The sequence below is a fragment of the Flavobacterium sp. Root935 genome (genome assembly GCF_001429295.1).
In the GTDB taxonomy this organism is placed as follows: Bacteria; Bacteroidota; Bacteroidia; order Flavobacteriales; family Flavobacteriaceae; genus Flavobacterium.
In genome coordinates, this window is record NZ_LMJL01000010.1 from 372,853 (window position 1) to 391,520 (window position 18,668).

General features: G+C 33.7%; 10 protein-coding genes. All 10 read right to left on the reverse strand.

Annotated features, from left to right (window positions below; all coding sequences use genetic code 11):
* Nucleotides 1–12: 12 nt before the first annotated feature.
* Nucleotides 13–756 carry a deoxyribose-phosphate aldolase gene (deoC, locus tag ASE40_RS12630; protein ID WP_057117675.1) on the reverse strand — a complete coding sequence of 248 codons (744 nt, stop codon included), beginning with the start codon at nt 754–756 and terminating at the stop codon, nt 13–15.
* A 115-nt stretch (nt 757–871) separates the two neighbouring features.
* Entirely contained in the window at nt 872–1,255 is a 384-nt protein-coding gene (locus tag ASE40_RS12635) for a VanZ family protein (RefSeq protein WP_057117437.1), read from the reverse strand.
* The gene (gene gcvH / locus ASE40_RS12640; RefSeq protein ID WP_057117438.1) at nt 1,248–1,628 is read right to left on the reverse strand and encodes a glycine cleavage system protein GcvH; all 381 of its coding nucleotides are present in this window, start codon (nt 1,626–1,628) and stop codon (nt 1,248–1,250) included. Before gcvH ends, ASE40_RS12635 begins: the two co-directional genes overlap by 8 nt.
* An 85-nt stretch (nt 1,629–1,713) precedes the next feature.
* Entirely contained in the window at nt 1,714–8,964 is a 7,251-nt protein-coding gene (sprA, locus tag ASE40_RS12645) for a cell surface protein SprA (RefSeq protein WP_057117439.1), read from the reverse strand.
* Between the two features lie 24 nt (nt 8,965–8,988).
* Nucleotides 8,989–9,570, reverse strand: a complete 582-nt coding sequence (ruvA, locus tag ASE40_RS12650; RefSeq protein ID WP_057117440.1) for a Holliday junction branch migration protein RuvA — start codon at nt 9,568–9,570, stop codon at nt 8,989–8,991.
* A gap of 78 nt (nt 9,571–9,648) precedes the next feature.
* Nucleotides 9,649–11,940, reverse strand: coding sequence for an NADP-dependent malic enzyme (locus tag ASE40_RS12655; RefSeq protein ID WP_057117441.1), 2,292 nt, complete (start codon nt 11,938–11,940; stop codon nt 9,649–9,651).
* Between the two features lie 155 nt (nt 11,941–12,095).
* Entirely contained in the window at nt 12,096–12,521 is a 426-nt protein-coding gene (locus tag ASE40_RS12660; RefSeq protein WP_057117442.1) for a CBS domain-containing protein, read from the reverse strand.
* An 897-nt stretch (nt 12,522–13,418) separates the two neighbouring features.
* A complete protein-coding gene (locus ASE40_RS12665) occupies nt 13,419–15,428 on the reverse strand; it encodes an OmpA family protein (protein WP_057117443.1) in 2,010 nt (669 codons plus the stop codon).
* An 8-nt stretch (nt 15,429–15,436) separates the two neighbouring features.
* On the reverse strand, nt 15,437–16,348 hold the full coding sequence (locus ASE40_RS12670; protein WP_057117444.1) for a type IX secretion system membrane protein PorP/SprF: 912 nt from the start codon (nt 16,346–16,348) through the stop codon (nt 15,437–15,439).
* Between the two features lie 48 nt (nt 16,349–16,396).
* The coding region (locus tag ASE40_RS12675; protein WP_198530119.1) for a gliding motility-associated C-terminal domain-containing protein at nt 16,397–18,668 on the reverse strand (2,272 nt) is incomplete at its 5' end.

The window sequence follows — 18,668 nt, forward strand, 5'->3', positions numbered from 1 at the left end:
ATAGGTATTTATTTAATATTGATTTGGGGAATTTTCTCCGTTTGAAATTGCTTTTGCCGCTGAAGTTCCTATGCGCTTAACTCCTAAATTGATCATTTCTGATGCTTCTTTATAAGATCGCACACCTCCAGCTGCTTTTACCGATAAAGGTGAAGCATTTTCAAGCATTATAATTATAGTTGGAATTGTCGCTCCATTAGGAGCATTGTTATCTGTTCTATAAAATCCTGTTGAAGATTTTACAAAAACTGAAGCAAAGTCTTCTTCTTGAAAATTTGAAACTACAACATTTTTTATCAAAGCCGATAGTTGAATAATTTCTTTATCTGTTAAAGCCGCAACTTCTATAATCCATTTTACAGTTTTGTTATTCGCTAGACCAATCTGGGTTCCAAACAAGATTTCTTGTTTTACTAAATCTATTTCGCCATTTTTAAAAGCTTCATAATTACAAACAAAATCCAGATCGTCGGCTCCATTTGCAATTGCTTCGTTTGCTTCTTTAATCTTAGTTTCAAGACTTGACTTCCCTTCTGGAAAATCAATTACAGTTCCTACTAATAAAACAGAATTGGCTTCTGAAATCATTTCTTTAGCCAGAGAAACATATTCTGGCCGAATCATAATTAATTTAAATCCTTCTTGAATAGCTTCTTGAATGGCCTTTTTAACCACAATAGTATTTTCTGCTTCAGAAAGACCAGCTTGCGATGCAGTTTTTAAATATGTGGAGTCTAGATATTGCTTTACATTTATCATGATCGAAGTTGCAGAAAACCAGCACAAAAGTACATTTTATATTGATAAAAAACAGCGTTTTAAAAGTTTGATTTTCTTGTAGAAAAAAACCCACCGAAGTGGGTTTCTAATATTATATTTTATTGATTTGCTTTTTAAAGGCTATAGCAGAAAAAACTGCCGTGAACGCCCCAAGCGCATTTGCTAAAACATCTGCAACATCCGAAGCTCTGGTAACTGTAAGAGCAGCTTGCAGGATTTCGATTGTAATTCCAAAAAAAACAGAAAAAATAAACGAAATCAAATAAGCTTTATAATCGTCTGCTTCTTTTCCTTTTAATTCTTTTTTGAAAAACAAAATCCATGAAATTGTAAATCCAAAGTGGAAACAGAAATGTACAATTTTATCAAGACTTGGAATATTAACTGCTGGTAAATTACCCGAATCTGTCAAACAGAAATAAGCAATAATTCCAGAACAGACAATCGCCCAAAGTAATAATAACTGTTTAGGCACCGATTAATGTTTTATAAGCTTCATCAGATAATAAAGAATCAATCTCTGATGCATCAGCAATTTTAATTTTAATCATCCATCCTGCTCCATAAGGATCAGAATTTACAGTTTCAGGAGCACTTTCTAAGTCTTCATTAAAAGCAATGATTTCACCTGTTAATGGTAAAAATAAATCTGAAACTGTTTTTACAGCTTCAACAGTTCCAAAAACTTCATCTTTTGAAAGTGTCTGATCTAAAGTTTCTACCTCAACATACACGATATCCCCTAACTCTTTTTGTGCAAAATGAGTAATTCCTACAGTCGCAACATCTCCTTCGATGCTAACCCATTCGTGATCTTTTGTGTACTTTAAATTTGCTGGTATGCTCATAATAGTATGTTTGAAAATTGATAATTTAAAATTTAAGCCACAAATGTAATAATCTTCTAATGAAATTTAGTTTAGAAACTAAAAATTAATTTCCAAAATTATAACGAAGTGTGAAACCTGATCTGATGTTCGTTAAAGGAAATGAAGTCGAAATAACTGCTTTCGAGAACGAATGATCATAATAAAATATTGCTGTCAAGTTTTTACTGAAAGCATAATCAGCAGTCAGCTTTAAGGTCCAGATATTTTGTCCCGCAGCCAGCTGATTATTATCGTAATCTAAATACCTAACTAAAGTTTCATTGTTTCTATATGAAAAATCAGCTTTGATATTAATATCACTTTTAATAATTCCAGTTGGATTATCTGCCAATCTTGAAGAGAAAATTACATCTTTAAAACGATATCCTAACCCAACAACATACTCTACTCCTTTAACTTCTGTCAACAAATTGTTGTCAAAACTCATCGATAAGGCTCGGTCTTTTTTAATTTCCGTTAATAAACGAAGTGAACTCTTCAGCTCAAAATCAACTCGAATAAGCGGACTAAACTGCTCTACCAAGTTAACATTCGACATAATTGTTTTATTAAAGAAATTCGAATTGACATCCTGCCCGTTAGGATTTTCTAAATAATCAAAGTTCGATCTAAACTGGCTGATTGTATATGAAGCCCTGTAATTATGCTGTAAAGAAAAACGTTTAAAATGATCTTTAAAATATTTATAGCGCATCAAACCATTATACTTCACAGTCCAGTTCGGGATAGGGAAACTTCTAAAAATACTTGTCGAAGCATTTGAGGCATCACTTCCTGTATAAGCTGCTAAAAACGAAGGAAGCAAGACTGCCTGATTACTTTTACTAAATCCTATTGGATACCCATCATTTGACTGGATTAACTTTCTTTGACTATTATTTGGATTTGCAAGATTATCCAATGGAGCATTCGGATCTTCTGTTGGAAGAGTAGACGCATCATATCTAGGAATAACTGCTCCATAATGATCTTCCGCTAAACGATTTGCAATTATTAAACGATTATTTCTAAAATCATCAAATGCCGCAGACTGCGTTTCATTACTTGTTGAAAAAGCAGTTTTGATCAATACTGTTGAAATAGAAAACATTCCGTATGTATATGGCGACAAAGGCTTATAATACAATCCTCCAATTGAATCTCTAACCGTATATTGTTCGGACGAGTTTTCAGAATACGCACGATCCATATTTAAATCAATTTTCAAATCAGGAAACAAATCAACATTTGCTGTAATTTTCAAAAGTTTATTACTTACCTGAGTATAATTTTGATTAAAATTTTGATAATTGGTCAACCATCCATTTTTGGCCGCTTCGTAACGTATGTCATCCTGACTACCAAATACGAATCCTAATGATGGTTTTGATGTACCAAAGAAACCTACTCCTGGTATATATCCTGGCAAAACAGTACCGCTGTTTTTAGTATAATTAATTTGAATGTTCTTAACACTTGTCAAAACTCCAATTAAACCGTCGTAGAAAGGACTTCTACTTACTGTTGGCTTCGCAGTGTTTACAATTTTTTCACCTGGCTTAGGTGGCGCTGTTGGTTTTGTTTTCGCAGCTGTTTTAGAACCTGGCGTTAGACCTAAATACTTATACAACGTGTTCATATTTAATGTTGTAGTTAAAGTATTTGAATTAGCATTTTGGATTGTATTTCCTAAATCCCACAGAGTTGTCGATCCATCTGGATTTTCTTCTTCATATTGCGAAAATGCTGTTGAAGCTCTTTGCCAATTATAATCGGCAGTATAAGAATAAGTTGCTTTTACGAAACTGAAAATTGGAATTTTATTAATTGGTATATCATAATTTAAAACCAATTGCTGCAAATGCTGGTTTGGTGTACCAATATCAAAATAATCGTCCCAAATATTAAAGTCTTCTTTTGGCGAATTATCGTCATTCAAAAAGTTTCTAACAATATTATTCGATGCCGCAGTATAATTTAATTTTAATGATTTTGTCAGATTGAATCCAAAACCATATTGATAATTGAATGCAAAATTTCTTCTGTAAAGCGGATCAAGACCAATACCTTCTACATCAACTTGTCGATATTGCTGGCGATTACTTTGTCTAATAATATTTGTATTAAAAGAGATATTTGAAGGAAGATAATTAAAATTGAAATCACTCAATAGTTTCCAATATTCACTTGTTTTCATGAATTTGGTCTGCTTGAACGGAACCACTTCTTTCGGCTGGAATGTATACGCATAATTCACGGCTGTGTTCGATTGTTCATCTTCATAATCTTCTACTTCATAATCATGTCTTTCTACTTGATTATAAGATTGAGAGAATGTAAAGTTTTCTACATCATAAACATGAGGTTTCTGCTCTTGGGCTCTATCTTTTCTTACGCCGATAAAGTTGATGCTCTTACGTTTAGTATAATCTACTGCACGTGTTCTAATATTATCTTTTTCTGCTGGATCTGTTGTTTCTGCAATTAACTGTTTCAGTTTAATATCCTGATTAAACGGATCGTATTCTGGTGTAATAACTTCCTCTCCAATTGCATAATTGAACGGAAGATTAATTCCCCATTTCTTAGGCAGTAATTTTCCTAAATTTAAGTTTGTTACTATGTTATATTGTTGAATATCTTCACGATCTCTTTCATTAGCCCCCTCTTCAAGAGAACCAAAACCAATGGTACTCTTTTTTCCTGATGCTGATAATGTCATCAAATCGGCCATATTGGTATCAACATTTAACAAGGCTGCCATACCGCCTTTGTTTTCCAAATCAGACATACGAAGCTCGTTAAACCAAACTTCTCCATTAATGTTTTTATGATCTGCAGCACTTTTTACTCCAACCATTAAATTTCGCACTAAACCAAAATTCGGATTTCCTTTTATACCTAAAGTCAATTTACCGTCTTGGTCACCTCCTTCTATAGATGGATCTCTATCTGGATAGTAAATACCATTTACATCTCTTCTTGGGTCATTAGGATCAATCTTCATTGCCAATATTTTCATTCTGGTCAGCAAAGACAAAGCCACGTCAATATTATTTTCTTCCAGCCAAACCAAATCTGGACTTATCTCACATGATCCTCCAGTATTTGTTACTTTTAATGGAATTTCAATCTGATAAAAGTTTTGCGTAAAGTCATTACCAAAACGAATAAATCCAATCATTTCATTATCTAAAAGCTGGCTATCATTTGGAAGTGATTCCGCATGAATGAACATTTTCAACTTTTTGTATTGACGCATATCAACACTTACATTTTTGAAAACTGCTCTAGAATCTTGATATTCTAATCCTGAACCTCCAATTCTTAATGCTAAAGACTGCTCATTTTGGTTAATGATTGTATTGTTGTTATATGCCTGTTCTCTTTGAACTCCTGGCGGAATAACATAATTTACTGGGCATTTAGTCCCATTTTCCTGAATATTAACTGCCGCAACATCAAACTCAGTTCCGTCGTTTTCTGGATTTGTATCATTAGCATCTAATGTTCCTGTGTATCTTCTCCATTCTCCTCTAACTAAATCTAATGCTCCAAAACGAACTGTCATTTGATCATTAAATCCAGTCATAAACATACGCATGAAACGAATCGATCTAAAATCTGTAATATTTCCAATAGTATTTTGTGGCTGCGAAACTGGGATTTTAAATTGAATCCATCTTGCATTTGTTGTGCTTCCGTTTGGAAGTTCGACATTTTTTACTTCTCTAATGTCTGTAATATAATTTTGTCCAATCTGCATTCCTGGTCTTAAATCAATACTGTATTCATAATACGCATTGATTGTACTCATTGTATTATCACGGTTGATATCTTCTACGTCTGGAAGAGTTGTAGAACCACGATTCGGATCATCTACACTTACTGCAGAGTTCCCCTCAGTTCCATTATATTTTTTATAGCGATTTAAAACGCCGCCATCTGTATTTAAATAATAGGTGTAATCATCTGCTGCTGGATCACTTTCACCAGCGTAATTATTATAAATAGAAGCTTCTTTTGAGTTCGGAAGTCCATCTAAACCAACATCTTGATTTCTACGATTATCCGGATTGGTGTCAAAAGCATAAATTAACGATTGTGATGCAGGCACATCTCCCCAAAGTGGCTGCGGATTTACCATTACCTGATCTGGTCCTAATCCGTTTTCATATTGTTTTCTGCCGTCTTTTAAAACGTCTTCTGAAACTTCTCCTAAGTTGAAATAAATTTTACCTGTATTGGTCGGCTGTGATTCTCCTGTTCCAACATATGGATCCAGTACCCAAAACTGAATATATTCTACATTTCCCTGCTCAAAATTGGTTGAATTCAGCGCACGCATAATTCCTCCAAAATTGGTCGAAGGACTACTTGCCCCAAAATTTGGATTGTTATTGTAAGGCCCTCTATCTGATGGATAATACGTTAAATCTAAAGTATTAACTACTTGAATTTGTCCTTGAGCAATATCTGTATTCGGATAAAGCTCTCTACTATAGATTCTTCTTGTTGAATTTAAAGACAAATCATCATTTGAAATTCCAGAAGGTTTTGAAGCGTAAAAAACTGGATCAATTGTATACCATGCTAGCTTTGCACGTTTGAAACCATAATCTAAAGTATTAGAACTTGCATTGAATGTATTATCATTTATTGAACCAATATATGGAGTCGAAGATAAACTCCATGCATATGCAGATCTCATATCAATAGTTGTCTGAGAACCTTCAAAATCATCTATGTAAATAGTTGCCTCACCTTCAAAATCACTGGCTTTTGGTGCATCTGGTTTTAAAAATGCAACTTCTCCACGAATGGAAAGATTAGAAGGAACATCGGTATCAACGTTTGGTAGCTTATTGGCTAATCTAGTTAAAAATGGAACTTCTGTAGAGTAATTTCCGTTAAAACCAAAAATAGTATTGTTTACAGATTCCTGTCCGTAGCTTGATTTTTGAGTAAAAGGACGCTCTGTCATCTTTAAAAAGGTTGCCCCTAAAACAAAATTTTCAGACATTTTACGTTCAATATTAAATCCCATAAATCTTCTGGTCTGCTGTCCAAAAATTGAATTATTTTCTAAGGAAACTTCAATTGGTGTATTGGAAGCTTGAAGAGAAGGATCTAAAATCTGCACTCTTCCTAATTGATAATCAACACTATAATCAATACCTTCAACCAAAACCCTTCCTGCCGCAGTTACTACAACAGAACCTTGTGGAACGTTGAATGCTCCAATTGGAATACCATTACTTCCCGAAGATTTGTATTTTCCTCTTAATAAAAATTTGTTTTTATCACTATCCTGTAACGCACCAGCTTGTGTACTCCTGTACATATTTCTGAATACATATTTTTGCTGATTTGGGTTATAGGTAGTTGGATCATTATAATTTTCTCCAGATCCTGTATTTTGTAATTTTCTAAACAAAAGTTCTCCAAAAGGCTCTTTGGTTGTAAAAATAATTCGAGCATTTTGTACATCGACAGTTACTCCTGGAACATAATCAAAAAAACCGTCCCCTCCTGTCTGCGGATCATTGGTAGAATTTAAACGATCTAGATTGAAAACATTTAACAAAGGTGTCTGATCTACTTTATCGTCTGGCGCAGGATTTGCAGGAAAAGAACTCCCTGCTACTGGTGTTATATAATTTATTGGTGATGGATCTGTGTAAAGAATGTTTAGCCTGAAATCTTCTTGCTTGATTTGATACGCCTGTGGAATTTGATAAACGTTTTTCATCATCAAGTTCCACACTGGATTATTAACATTAGTCAAACTGCTTTTCAGCATTTTTAAAACCAAACTCTGCGTTACAATGGCTTGATTAGCGTTATTGTTTCCTGTAACTACAGTTGCATCTACACCATCGCTTCCGAATTCTCCAACTTGATATACTTTTCCTCCAACAGTGTATTCAAAGGCAACTGCCAAAATTTCGTCATTGGCCAGACGCTGCTGCAAAGAGATATAACCTAATTGTGGATTAAAAGTATATTCGTTTGTTGTTAACTTTCTAGCATTTTCTAAAACAGAATAATCGGTACCTTCGCTTACATTTGCATTGTTAAATCCAGAACCAGCAGTAACAATCTCCCTAATATTAGAATTTAAATAACTTCCTCCTTGCCCAATTGTTGCAGGATCGTATTTATTATTCGTATTATCTGTTGGAGAATCTATAGGATTATTAAAAAATCCTGCCGAATTGGTAATCACTACAACTTCATTGTCTGGCACGCCGCTAACTTGACCTTCACCTAAATCTTGAAGCGCAATAATATTTCTTAAGTTATTATTGTTTGTCGTTACTCTATTCTGTTTATTGGTAACCCATACTTCTAGTCTTGTAATTTGAACACGGCTGTCAATAAATGGATAATTTCTTAGAGATGAATCGTATTTATTTCTAAAGTATTGTGACAAGAAGAAATGTCGGTCATTATCGTAATCTAATGCAAACAAATCAAAGTTTTGAACTGTTCCTCCACCTTCTGCGACTATACTTTTGGTTTGAGACTTCTGTTCTGAGAAAACTCCGGTAATAGTTGTTTTACCAAATTGTGCTTTTACTTTTGCTCCAAATAAACTCTGTGCACCTCGAATAAGTGTGCTATTAAGAGGCATGCTGACGTTACCAACTTCTACACTTTGTATTATATCATCTTCTGATGGAGTATACGCGAGTTTAAATAAGTTTTGAAAAGCAAAAGTTGACTGCGTATCGTAATTGGCATTTACCTCAAGACGAGTTCCTATTTTACCCATTAAACTCATACTGATTCTTTGATCAAAATCAAAAGTCAGGCTGGATCTGTTTCTTGGAGAAAATGAAGGATTGTCTTGTTTGGTATAACGCAAACCTAGATCCATTTCGACTGATCCTGTGGGCTTTACATCAATGGTATTACTTCCAAAAATACTTTCGAACAAACTGGAATTGATATAATATCTAGGAAGTAAATCTTTTTTTGCGGCTTCGCTTCCTGTTTTTTTACCATCAATTGCATCTGATTTTTTTCTAAAGTAATCTCTTCTAGATTCTTTTAGAACTAAATCTTCGTATTCTTTTGGAGTTAAAATTAAAGGGTAATTGATTGAAAAACCATCAACAGAATTGGTGTAAATATAACGGTCTGTAATTGGATCGTATCTATAAGCTGATAGTATACTTGGTGGATCTGCAATTTCAATTTTACCAACTGAAAACTGAGTTTTAGTTGTATCTTGAGCTGCCGGGGTGACCTGCGCACGCAAAACATTACCGCAGAGTAAGACCAGCAACAAAATACAAATTTTACGCATAGAATTCTTTTATATAAAATGAATTTATAAGCTTTTTAAAGCTTTTTTGATAATCGTTTCTACTGTAGCTTCTGGATCTTCTTTAACGATCTTTTCTACTACTTTTTCAGACGCTTTACGAACAAAACCTAAAACTTCCAAAGCAGATAACGCTTCATCTCTATTTGTATTGTTTTGAACTACTGAAACTTCATCCAAATCGTACAACTTTAACACTTTTTCCTTTAAATCAAGTATAACCCTTTGTGCTGTTTTGTTCCCAATCCCTTTTATAGATTGAATTACGCCTACATCTCCTGATGCAATCGCATTTATAATTTGTTTTGGTTCTATTGACGAAAGCATCGTTCTCGCGATTCCTGCTCCGATTCCTGAAACAGAAAGCAGCATTCTAAAAATTTCGCGTTCCGATTTCTCTGCAAAACCATATAAAGTATGCGCATCTTCTTTTATTTGAAGATGCGTATACAATTTTATATTTTCAGAATTTGGTATTAAAGAAAAGGTATGCAGTGATATATTCACCTGATAACCAACTCCTCCACAATCAATTACAACTTCTGTAGGATTTTTTTCTACTAATCTTCCCTGCAAATGTGCTATCATAAATATACTTTATTAGTATCAAATATAATAAAAATGCCATAAAATTACGACAAAGTTATTCAATCCTTGTTAGAACGTTTATTGTGAGATTTTATTCTTTTTGTTTTCTTTTTCCTGTGCATCAATCACAGCGATTGCAGCCATGTTTACCATTTCTTCTACGCTTGCCCCTAATTGGAAAATGTGAACTGGTTTACCCATACCCATCATAATTGGTCCGATTGAATTCACTTTATACAATTCTTTCAACAATTTATAAGTGATATTTGCTGACTCTAGATTAGGGAAAATCAATGTATTTACTTTTTTACCAGCTAATTTAGAGAATGGGAATTTCTCCTGCAACATTTCTGGATTTAAAGCAAAATCTGCCTGAATTTCTCCATCAACGATCATTTCAGGATGATTTTTATGTAAGTAAGCAACAGCTTCTCTAACTTTTGACGCGCTTGCGCTAGATGAAGAACCAAAGTTTGAGAATGAAACCATTGCAATAACAGGCTCAATACCAAACATTTTTGCTGTTTTAGAAGTCATAATTGCAATGTTAATCAAATCTTGTGCAGATGGATTAATGTTGATTGCAGTGTCTGATAAAAACATTGGCCCGCGAGAAGTAAGCATCATGTTTGCTGTTGCAATTAGAGAGGCATTATGTGCTTTTTCTATTAATTGCATCATTGGTTTTACAACAGAAGGATAGCTTCTAGAATATCCAGTAACTAAAGCATCTGCTTCACCTTCATTAACCATCATGGCTGCAAAATAGTTTCTTTCGCGCATGAATTTCTCAGCATCTAATTTTGAAACACCTCTGCGCCCTCTTGTTTCCCAAAACGAATTTGCAAATTTATTACGTCTTACTTCTTCTTCATCTGTCTTAGGATCAATGATTTCTAGATCAGCATCAAAACCTAGTTCTGCTTTCAATTCTAAAATCACTTCTTTGTTTCCTAATAAAATTGGGAATCCAATTCCGTCTTCGTAAACAATTTGTGCTGCTTTTAATACATTTAACTGATCTGCTTCAGCAAAAACAATTCTTTTAGGATCTAATTTTGCACGATTTGTAATCAATCGTACCATTTTATTATCATTACCCATACGCTCACGAAGATTGTCTTCATAAGCTGCCCAGTCTGTGATAGGATTTTTTGCTACACCAGATTCCATTGCTGCTTTTGCTACTGCAGGCGCAACAACTGTAATCAATCTAGGATCAAATGGTTTTGGAATGATATATTCTTGTCCGAAACCTAATTTGGTTGCACCGTACGCTACGTTAACCTGCTCTGGAACTGGTTCTTTTGCTAAAATAGCCAACGCTTTTACGGCAGCCATTTTCATTTCTTCGTTAATTTTTGTCGCTCTTACGTCTAGTGCGCCTCTAAAAATATAAGGAAAACCTAAAACGTTATTTACCTGATTAGGAAAATCTGAACGTCCTGTCGCCATAATAACGTCTTTACGCGTTTCTACAGCTAAATTATAATCGATTTCCGGATTCGGATTTGCCATTGCAAAAACGATCGGGCTTTTTGCCATTGTTAGTAACATTTCTGGCGAAAGAATATCTCCAGAAGATAATCCGATGAAAACATCAGCATCTTTTACTGCATCTGCCAAAGAAATTTTTGGTCCGTCGACAGCATATTTTAATTGTAAATCTGAAAGTGCTGGATTGTCTTTTGTTAAAAGTCCTTTACTGTTGAACATTAAAACATTCTCTACTTTTACGCCCAATAAAACGTATAAATCAGTACAAGCAATTGCCGCAGATCCTGCTCCAGAAACTACTACTTTTACATCTTCTGCTTTTTTACCTGCTAATTCAAGTGCATTGATTAAAGCTGCTGAAGATATAATTGCTGTTCCGTGCTGGTCATCGTGCATTACCGGAATATTCAATTCTTCTACCAGTCTTCTTTCGATTTCAAAAGATTCTGGCGCTTTAATATCTTCAAGATTAATACCTCCAAAAGTTGGAGCAATATTTTTTACGGTTTGAATAAATTCTTCAACATTTTCGGTGCCGATTTCGATATCAAAAACATCAATATCAGAGAATATTTTAAATAACAGACCTTTACCTTCCATTACAGGTTTTCCTGCTTCAGGGCCTATATTTCCAAGTCCTAAAACAGCTGTACCGTTTGAGATTACGGCTACTAAATTTCCTTTAGCTGTATATTTATAAACGTCATCAATGTTTTCTGCAATTGCTAAACATGGTTCTGCAACTCCCGGCGAATAAGCCAATGATAAGTCTCTTTGGGTTGCATATTTTTTTGTTGGAACTACCTGAATTTTTCCTGGAGTCGGCTCTGAATGGTACAGTAACGCTTCTCTTCTTTTACTCTCTTTGTTCATTATTTTTAGCTTTTATTCTAGCTTACAAAGATATAAGTCTTGTTTTAAAATGGCGTATTTTTAGCATTTTCTTTTCTTAAAATCCATTTTGATAAATAAAAAAAGTCCAATAGAAATTGGACTCCTTTTAAATTTTTATTGTTTTTAAGTGTGCTTTATTGAGAAATATAAGAATTCAAATGATTAATGGTGTCTTTTTGAATTTCTATAATTGCCTTAACAACATCGCTTATTGAGATTATTCCGACTACTACTCCATCTTCTAAAACAGGCAGGTGTCGGATTCTTTTTTCGCTCATAAGTTCCATACAATCTTCAAGATTATCTGAAAGTTTTACTGTAAAAACATTACTTTCCATAATCTCATGAACAAAAGTTTCTTTAGAAGATTTATCTTTTAGAACAATTTTACGGGCATAATCTCTTTCTGATAAGATTCCTTTTAAATTATTATCGTCAATAATTAAAATTGCTCCGATATTTTTTTCTCCCATTACTTTTAAGGCTTCATAAACCGTTAAATTCGAAATAACGGAATAGACATTTCTTCCTTTTGCTTTAAGTATTTGATCTACAGTCATAATGAAAAATTTTTAGGTTTATAAAGTTAAAACAAAAACAAACACGATTTGCAACGAAATCGATTTTTTAAAAACATAAACAATTCATTTTAAACATAATACATCAAAATTTAGATTTTCAAAATTATCCACTAAAGAAAGAAACTTTTTACAATTCTTTTTTGAAGAAAATTTGATTTTTTAACGTTTAGGATTCACATTGTGTAAATAATAATCAAATGTCCCGATGAGACAAAATGCATGGCGATATTTTGGGATTCTACCAATCATTAACTCCTAACGGAGTTATTTTGCAGAATTAAATATTATGAATTAGCAACTCATTAGAAGTTATGGCATGATACAAGAGTGATTATAATCATCGTAATATTATATCTGGATGTTTAAAAGAACATTTATTCCTCAGGGATTAAATCAATACCATTAAAAATATTGAACAGCAACTCCGTTAGGAGTTATGGGTTGGTAGAAAAAATAATGATAATCATCACAATATTATCTTTTAGGGATATATGAAAGCACATTAAAAACAAATCAGAGACTCCGCTAGAACCTATGGATTGGTAGAAAAAATAATGATAATCATCCCAATATTATCTTTTAGGGATATATGAAAGCACATTAAAAATAAATCAGAGAATCCGCTAGAACCTATGGATTGGTAGAAAAAAAAAAAAAAANAAAATATAGAAGAACAACTCCGCTAGGAGTTACGGGTTGGTAGAAAAATAATGATGATAATATCAATATTATCCCGTAGGGATATCTGGAAAAACATTAAAAGTATAACCATGCCAAAATTCAGAGCATTTTTTTACAAAAAACCCTTTTCTAAAATTTAGAAAAGGGTTCTATGATTGGAATTTGGAATTTAAAAAATTGAAAATTTCCTTTTTTTTACATTGCTACAATAATAAACTCACTTCTTCTATTTTGCATGTGTTGTTTTTCGGTGCACTTAACTCCGTCTGCACATTTGTTTAATAATTGCGTTTCTCCATAACCTTTGGCAGATAAACGTTCTTCGCCTATTCCTTTTTGTACCAGCCAATTTTTTGTCGATTGTGCTCTTTTTTCAGAAAGGATCTGATTGCTTTCTGATGACGAACGGCTGTCGGTGTGTGAACGAATATCTAGTTTCATTTTTGGATATTCATTTAAAAGATTTACCACTTTCATTAACTGTGGTTCTGATGTCTTTTTGATTGTTGCTTTACCCAAATCAAAAAAGTTCATTGGCAGATTTAATAGTTTTGCCAAATCTGCCCCCACTTTTATCGATCCTAATTTTACTGGACTTATTGCAACTTTTTTGATTTCTATTTTTTTCGCAGCAAGAGGAACAAATACTTTGTTTAATGCAATCATTAATGTTGTTTCTCCGTCTTTTTGAATATTTACAGCAACTTCTTTTGCGTTGTAATCTGTTTTGGCTGTTCTAATGGTATATTTTCTGCCACATTTTACAGTAGGAAAAATGTAATTTCCTTTTTCATCTGTAACGATTGTTCCAACTGGATCAAACTTATCATTAAATAAAGTAAGAGAAGTATTGGCCAGCAGTTCATTAGATTCTGCATCTGTAACTGTTCCTGTTAAGTTTTGCTCACAGATTAATCTTCTAGTTTCTGTAAATCGATAAATATCATCTAACCCTTGACCGCTGTCTCTATTGGAAGAGAAAAATCCGTTTCTAATTTTACTGTCAATGCTAAAAGCGAAATCGTCTTGTTTACTGTTTACAGGTTCCCCAACATTTAAAACTTCATCAAAAGTTCCGTTTGCTTTTATTCTAACAGCAAAAATATCAAGTCCGCCTAAACCTGGGCGTCCGTCAGATGCAAAATACAATTCGTTGTCTCCAGAAATAAAAGGAAAAGTTTCTCTACCTTCGGTATTAATTGAAGGTCCTAAGTTTTCTGGTGTCCCAAATGTACCGCCTTCATTAATAGTTACTTTATAAATATCCGACTGGCCTAACGTTCCTGGCATATCCGACGCGAAATACAATATTTTTTCGTCTACACTTAACGCTGGATGTGCAGTACTGTATTGGTCGCTGTTAAACGGAAGTTCTTTTATGTTTTTCCATTCTTCGTCAATCCATTCTGCTTTGTACAATTTTAAAAGCGTTACATTTTTATCGTTGCTTCTTCTCTTGCCATCAGTAAAGTTATTTCGGGTAAAATACATTGTACGACCATCTTTTGTGAAAATCGGACTTGACTCATTGAATTTATCTTTTTTTCTTTTTATTAAAAGTTCAGGTTTTCCAACACTTCCGTCAGGCATTAAAACAGCCGAATATAATCTTGAGAAAGATCTATTTGTCCATTGAAAATTAGTCTTAACCACTCCGCCTGTATCGCGCGCCGAAGTAAAGATTATTTTGTTATTATAAGTAGTGCTTCCGTAATCTGAAAAATGAGAATTAACTCCCGCATCTCCAATTTCAAATCGACCTGAATTTTCTTTTATTTCCTCTAAATAATTTTTATCATTTCGAATTAAATCGGCTCTCTTTTCTAAAACCGCTTTTTCATTAAATTTCTGTAGAATTTCATCCGATTTACGGTAGTTTCCAGCTGATTTTAAAGATTGGGCGTAACGGTATAAATATTCCGATTCTTGGTCTGGGTTTATTATAAATAATTGTTCATACCATTTTAAGGCACTTTTTAATTCTCCATTAAAATAATATGAGTTTGCCAGACGCTGAATTAATCCTTCGTTATTAGTTTCTGTGGTTACTAAGTTTTCGTATACTTTTATTGCATCTGCGTAAGCATATTCACTGTACTTTTTATCTGCATATTTTACATTCATATTTGTGAATGGATTTTGTGCATTCACATTTAAGAAAAAGCCTGACAGCAAAAAGATCAAAATTAATTTGTTTACTTTCATAGGTATCATTAAAAGAATCTTGGAGATATCATTTTATTATAATTATTGAAGAATTCGAATCTTAGGAAAATCTCATGAGATCCAGAATTGTATTTTCTAAGTCTTGTAGTTTCATGATCGTAACCATAACCTACGTACATTCCTTTTGTAACTTGAAATCCAGCCATTGCACTAACTGATGCACTCCAACGGTATGCAAGCCCAAGAACGAATTTATCATTAAACATAAAATTCCCCGAAACATCTACCTGCAAAGGTGCTCCTTCTACCATTTTGGTCATTAAAGCTGGTTTGAATTTGATATACTCTAAACGATCCAGATTAAAGACATAACCGGCTATTAAATAATAATTGATTTTTTCTTTGAAAATAGCGGTGTCGTCAGAATTATAGCGATTTGTTTCTATAAAATTAGGAACAGATAATCCAATATATGCTCGATCTGAATGATAGTAAATTCCAGCTCCTACATTTGGACTAAATCTGTTTTTTAAGTTTTGAAATTGTGGATCATCCTGATCTTCCATACTTAATTTATTGACATCAAGATTAAAAAGATTTGCTGTTCCTTTTATCCCGAAAGACAAGTTCCAAGTTTCTGAGGTTGGTATCGTATAAGACAAATCTGCTGATAAGGTGTTTTCTACAGTTGGTCCGATTTTATCATTTACTAAAGAAACCCCAAGTCCTAAATCGCTGTTACTTAAAGGTGTATTTACAGAAAATGTGCTTGTTTCCGGCGCGCCATCTAAACCAACCCATTGCGTACGATACAATCCAAAAACGCTTAAAGCTCCTCTTGAACCTGCGTAAGCTGGATTGACTTCGATTGTATTATACATGTATTGAGTATACTGCGCATCTTGCTGCGCATTAGACACAATCGAAAAAAACATAAAAATTAAAATTAATTTTTTCATTTATTAAGTTTTAAAACGGCTCAGCTAGAACTAAGCCGTCATCTATTTTTATTTGTTAATGTATAAGTAACCTGATTCTTCGTGCGGGTTTTTAGCACTGTCTTTGTATTTCAAAATATAGAAATAGGTTCCTACTGGCAGACCGTCTGTTTGTTTAATCGTAGAACGTCCGTTAGAATATCCTAAAAAGACTCTGTCTGTATTATTATATTGATCTATACTGAAAACCAATACTCCCCAACGGTTGTAAATTTCAACAGTATTATCTGGATAACATTCTATGCCTCTAATAAAGAATCTTGCATTCTTTTCGTCTCCATTTGGAGAGAAAGCTTTAAATACTTTAATTGCACATCCATTTAAATCTAATACCGTAGGATTGTCGCCATTGTTGCTAGAATCATCTGATTTGTCTTCAACAACTACACCTCTACTACTTTTACCTTGTGCAATTGCCTGATTACTAACACTGCCCAGATTAATATCTTCTTGAGTTATTTTGTAAACTGCAGTGAAATTAGTTTCATTAGATTCGTTTACATTTAGATCAATTGGCTGGCCAGAAACTACTACTCCAGTTAATGGATCTGTTATTGTAATACCAATAAGCGGTACATTTCCTGTATTGGTTACTGTAAACTTGTACGTGATTGTTTCGCCTGCATTAGCATAACCGCTCTTATCTTCATCATTGAATACTGCGGTTTTGATAACTGCTATTGCTGGAACTTCAACAAAAACATTCATTACTGCTGTTGAACAATTTAAAGGATCTGCTTTTTCGCAAACCTGATACGTCAATGGATAATTTCCTCCTGGTGTATTTGGTTTAACATTTACAGTTCCGTCAGCATTCCATTCAAAATAGGCATTCGTTGTTAAAGGTTTTACCACAACATCTGCAGGATTGATCGGTTGTCCGTTTATTAAATCATTATCTAAAACATTTACAAATTCTAGAGAACCATTAATTCCGTCTACACTAATATTATTATCATTACTTAAAGTAATTTCGTTTGATGCTGGAGAAGCAGGATCAAGCGTATTAAATACTGTAATTTTAATTGTTGCCTGACTACAATTTGATGTATTTGCAACTTCACAGATTTGATAAGTCAATTCGTAAACTCCATTTGGTGTGTTTGCAGCAATGTTGATTGATCCGTCTGTATTTAGTGTTAGATTTGGATTTGCAACAACAGTTGATAAAATAACATCTGCAGGATTTGGATTTACTCCATTTACAAGATCATTTGCAAAAATATTAAGTGATGCATTCATTCCTTTTTTCACATCAATTGGTCCTGCCTCATCATTATTTGCTTTGATTGAGAATGTCGGACGAGCGTTACAACCAGAAGTTGCTGCTGGATAAGCTACAGAAATTGTTACGGTTGGGTTTAATGAAAATTCCAATTTTACTCCATTTCTCGTAAGTTCAAAACCATCTGCACCTTCTGTCCATTGTCCGTTGTTTAGAATCCATCCCGGCCAATCTACTCCATTTCCACTACCGTCCACTATAGCGCCGGGCCAAATAATATTTCCGCTTAATGGTAAGTTTGTTTGAGTAGCTACAACATTATTTGCGCTGTCGATCCATTTAACTGTCAATAGATTCGCTGTTGTAAAATTATCTGGCGTAACTGTATAATTTACATAAGGAACATTGTTTGAACAGTAGCTGTTTGCAGATACTGTCATTTTTGGTTCTGTTACAGTTACTTTTACAACATTTGAACTACAATTTGACGGATTTAATTTCTCACAAATAGTATATGGCAATTCATAATCTCCTACTGGCGCATTAGGCGCAAGGATAACATTTCCGTTTGCATCTATTGTTAAATATCCTTTTGGATCTGTTCCTAGGGTAAGATTTACATCTGATGGTACTAAAGCATTTCCGTTTTTAGTATCGTTTGTAAAGACATTTATTACTGTTTGTGAAACATTTACTCCAACCGCCGATGGCACAAGATCTTCATTTGCTACAAGATCTCCTCCGGTAACCGTTACAACCGAAATTACTGAATCACAGTTTGTCGGATTTGTATTTTCGCAGATACGGTATTCTACATTATAATTTCCTGCCGGCGTGTTTGGCGCCACAGTAATAGTATGATCTGGATTTAATGTAAATCCTGACGGAAGTGTTCCAATAATTTCAAAACTTACTTCTCCTGAAGAAGTTCCAACAACTGCTGGATTTCCGTTTAGTTTATCATTAGCAGTTAATGAAATTGTTGTTCCTCCGATATTTCCATTAATTGAAGTTACTGGATCTGCAACTGCTTCAATTTTTGGTGCAGTTACTGTT

What these genes read in the sequence shown, in the direction of transcription:
- ruvA (WP_057117440.1), bottom strand. Translation starts at nt 9,570, where the DNA reads ATGATAGCACATTTGCAGGGAAGATTAGTAGAAAAAAATCCTACAGAA.
- ASE40_RS12655 (WP_057117441.1), bottom strand. Translation starts at nt 11,940, where the DNA reads ATGAACAAAGAGAGTAAAAGAAGAGAAGCGTTACTGTACCATTCAGAG.
- ASE40_RS12665 (WP_057117443.1), bottom strand. Translation starts at nt 15,428, where the DNA reads ATGAAAGTAAACAAATTAATTTTGATCTTTTTGCTGTCAGGCTTTTTC.
- gcvH (WP_057117438.1), bottom strand. Translation starts at nt 1,628, where the DNA reads ATGAGCATACCAGCAAATTTAAAGTACACAAAAGATCACGAATGGGTT.
- sprA (WP_057117439.1), bottom strand. Translation starts at nt 8,964, where the DNA reads ATGCGTAAAATTTGTATTTTGTTGCTGGTCTTACTCTGCGGTAATGTT.
- ASE40_RS12670 (WP_057117444.1), bottom strand. Translation starts at nt 16,348, where the DNA reads ATGAAAAAATTAATTTTAATTTTTATGTTTTTTTCGATTGTGTCTAAT.
- ASE40_RS12660 (WP_057117442.1), bottom strand. Translation starts at nt 12,521, where the DNA reads ATGACTGTAGATCAAATACTTAAAGCAAAAGGAAGAAATGTCTATTCC.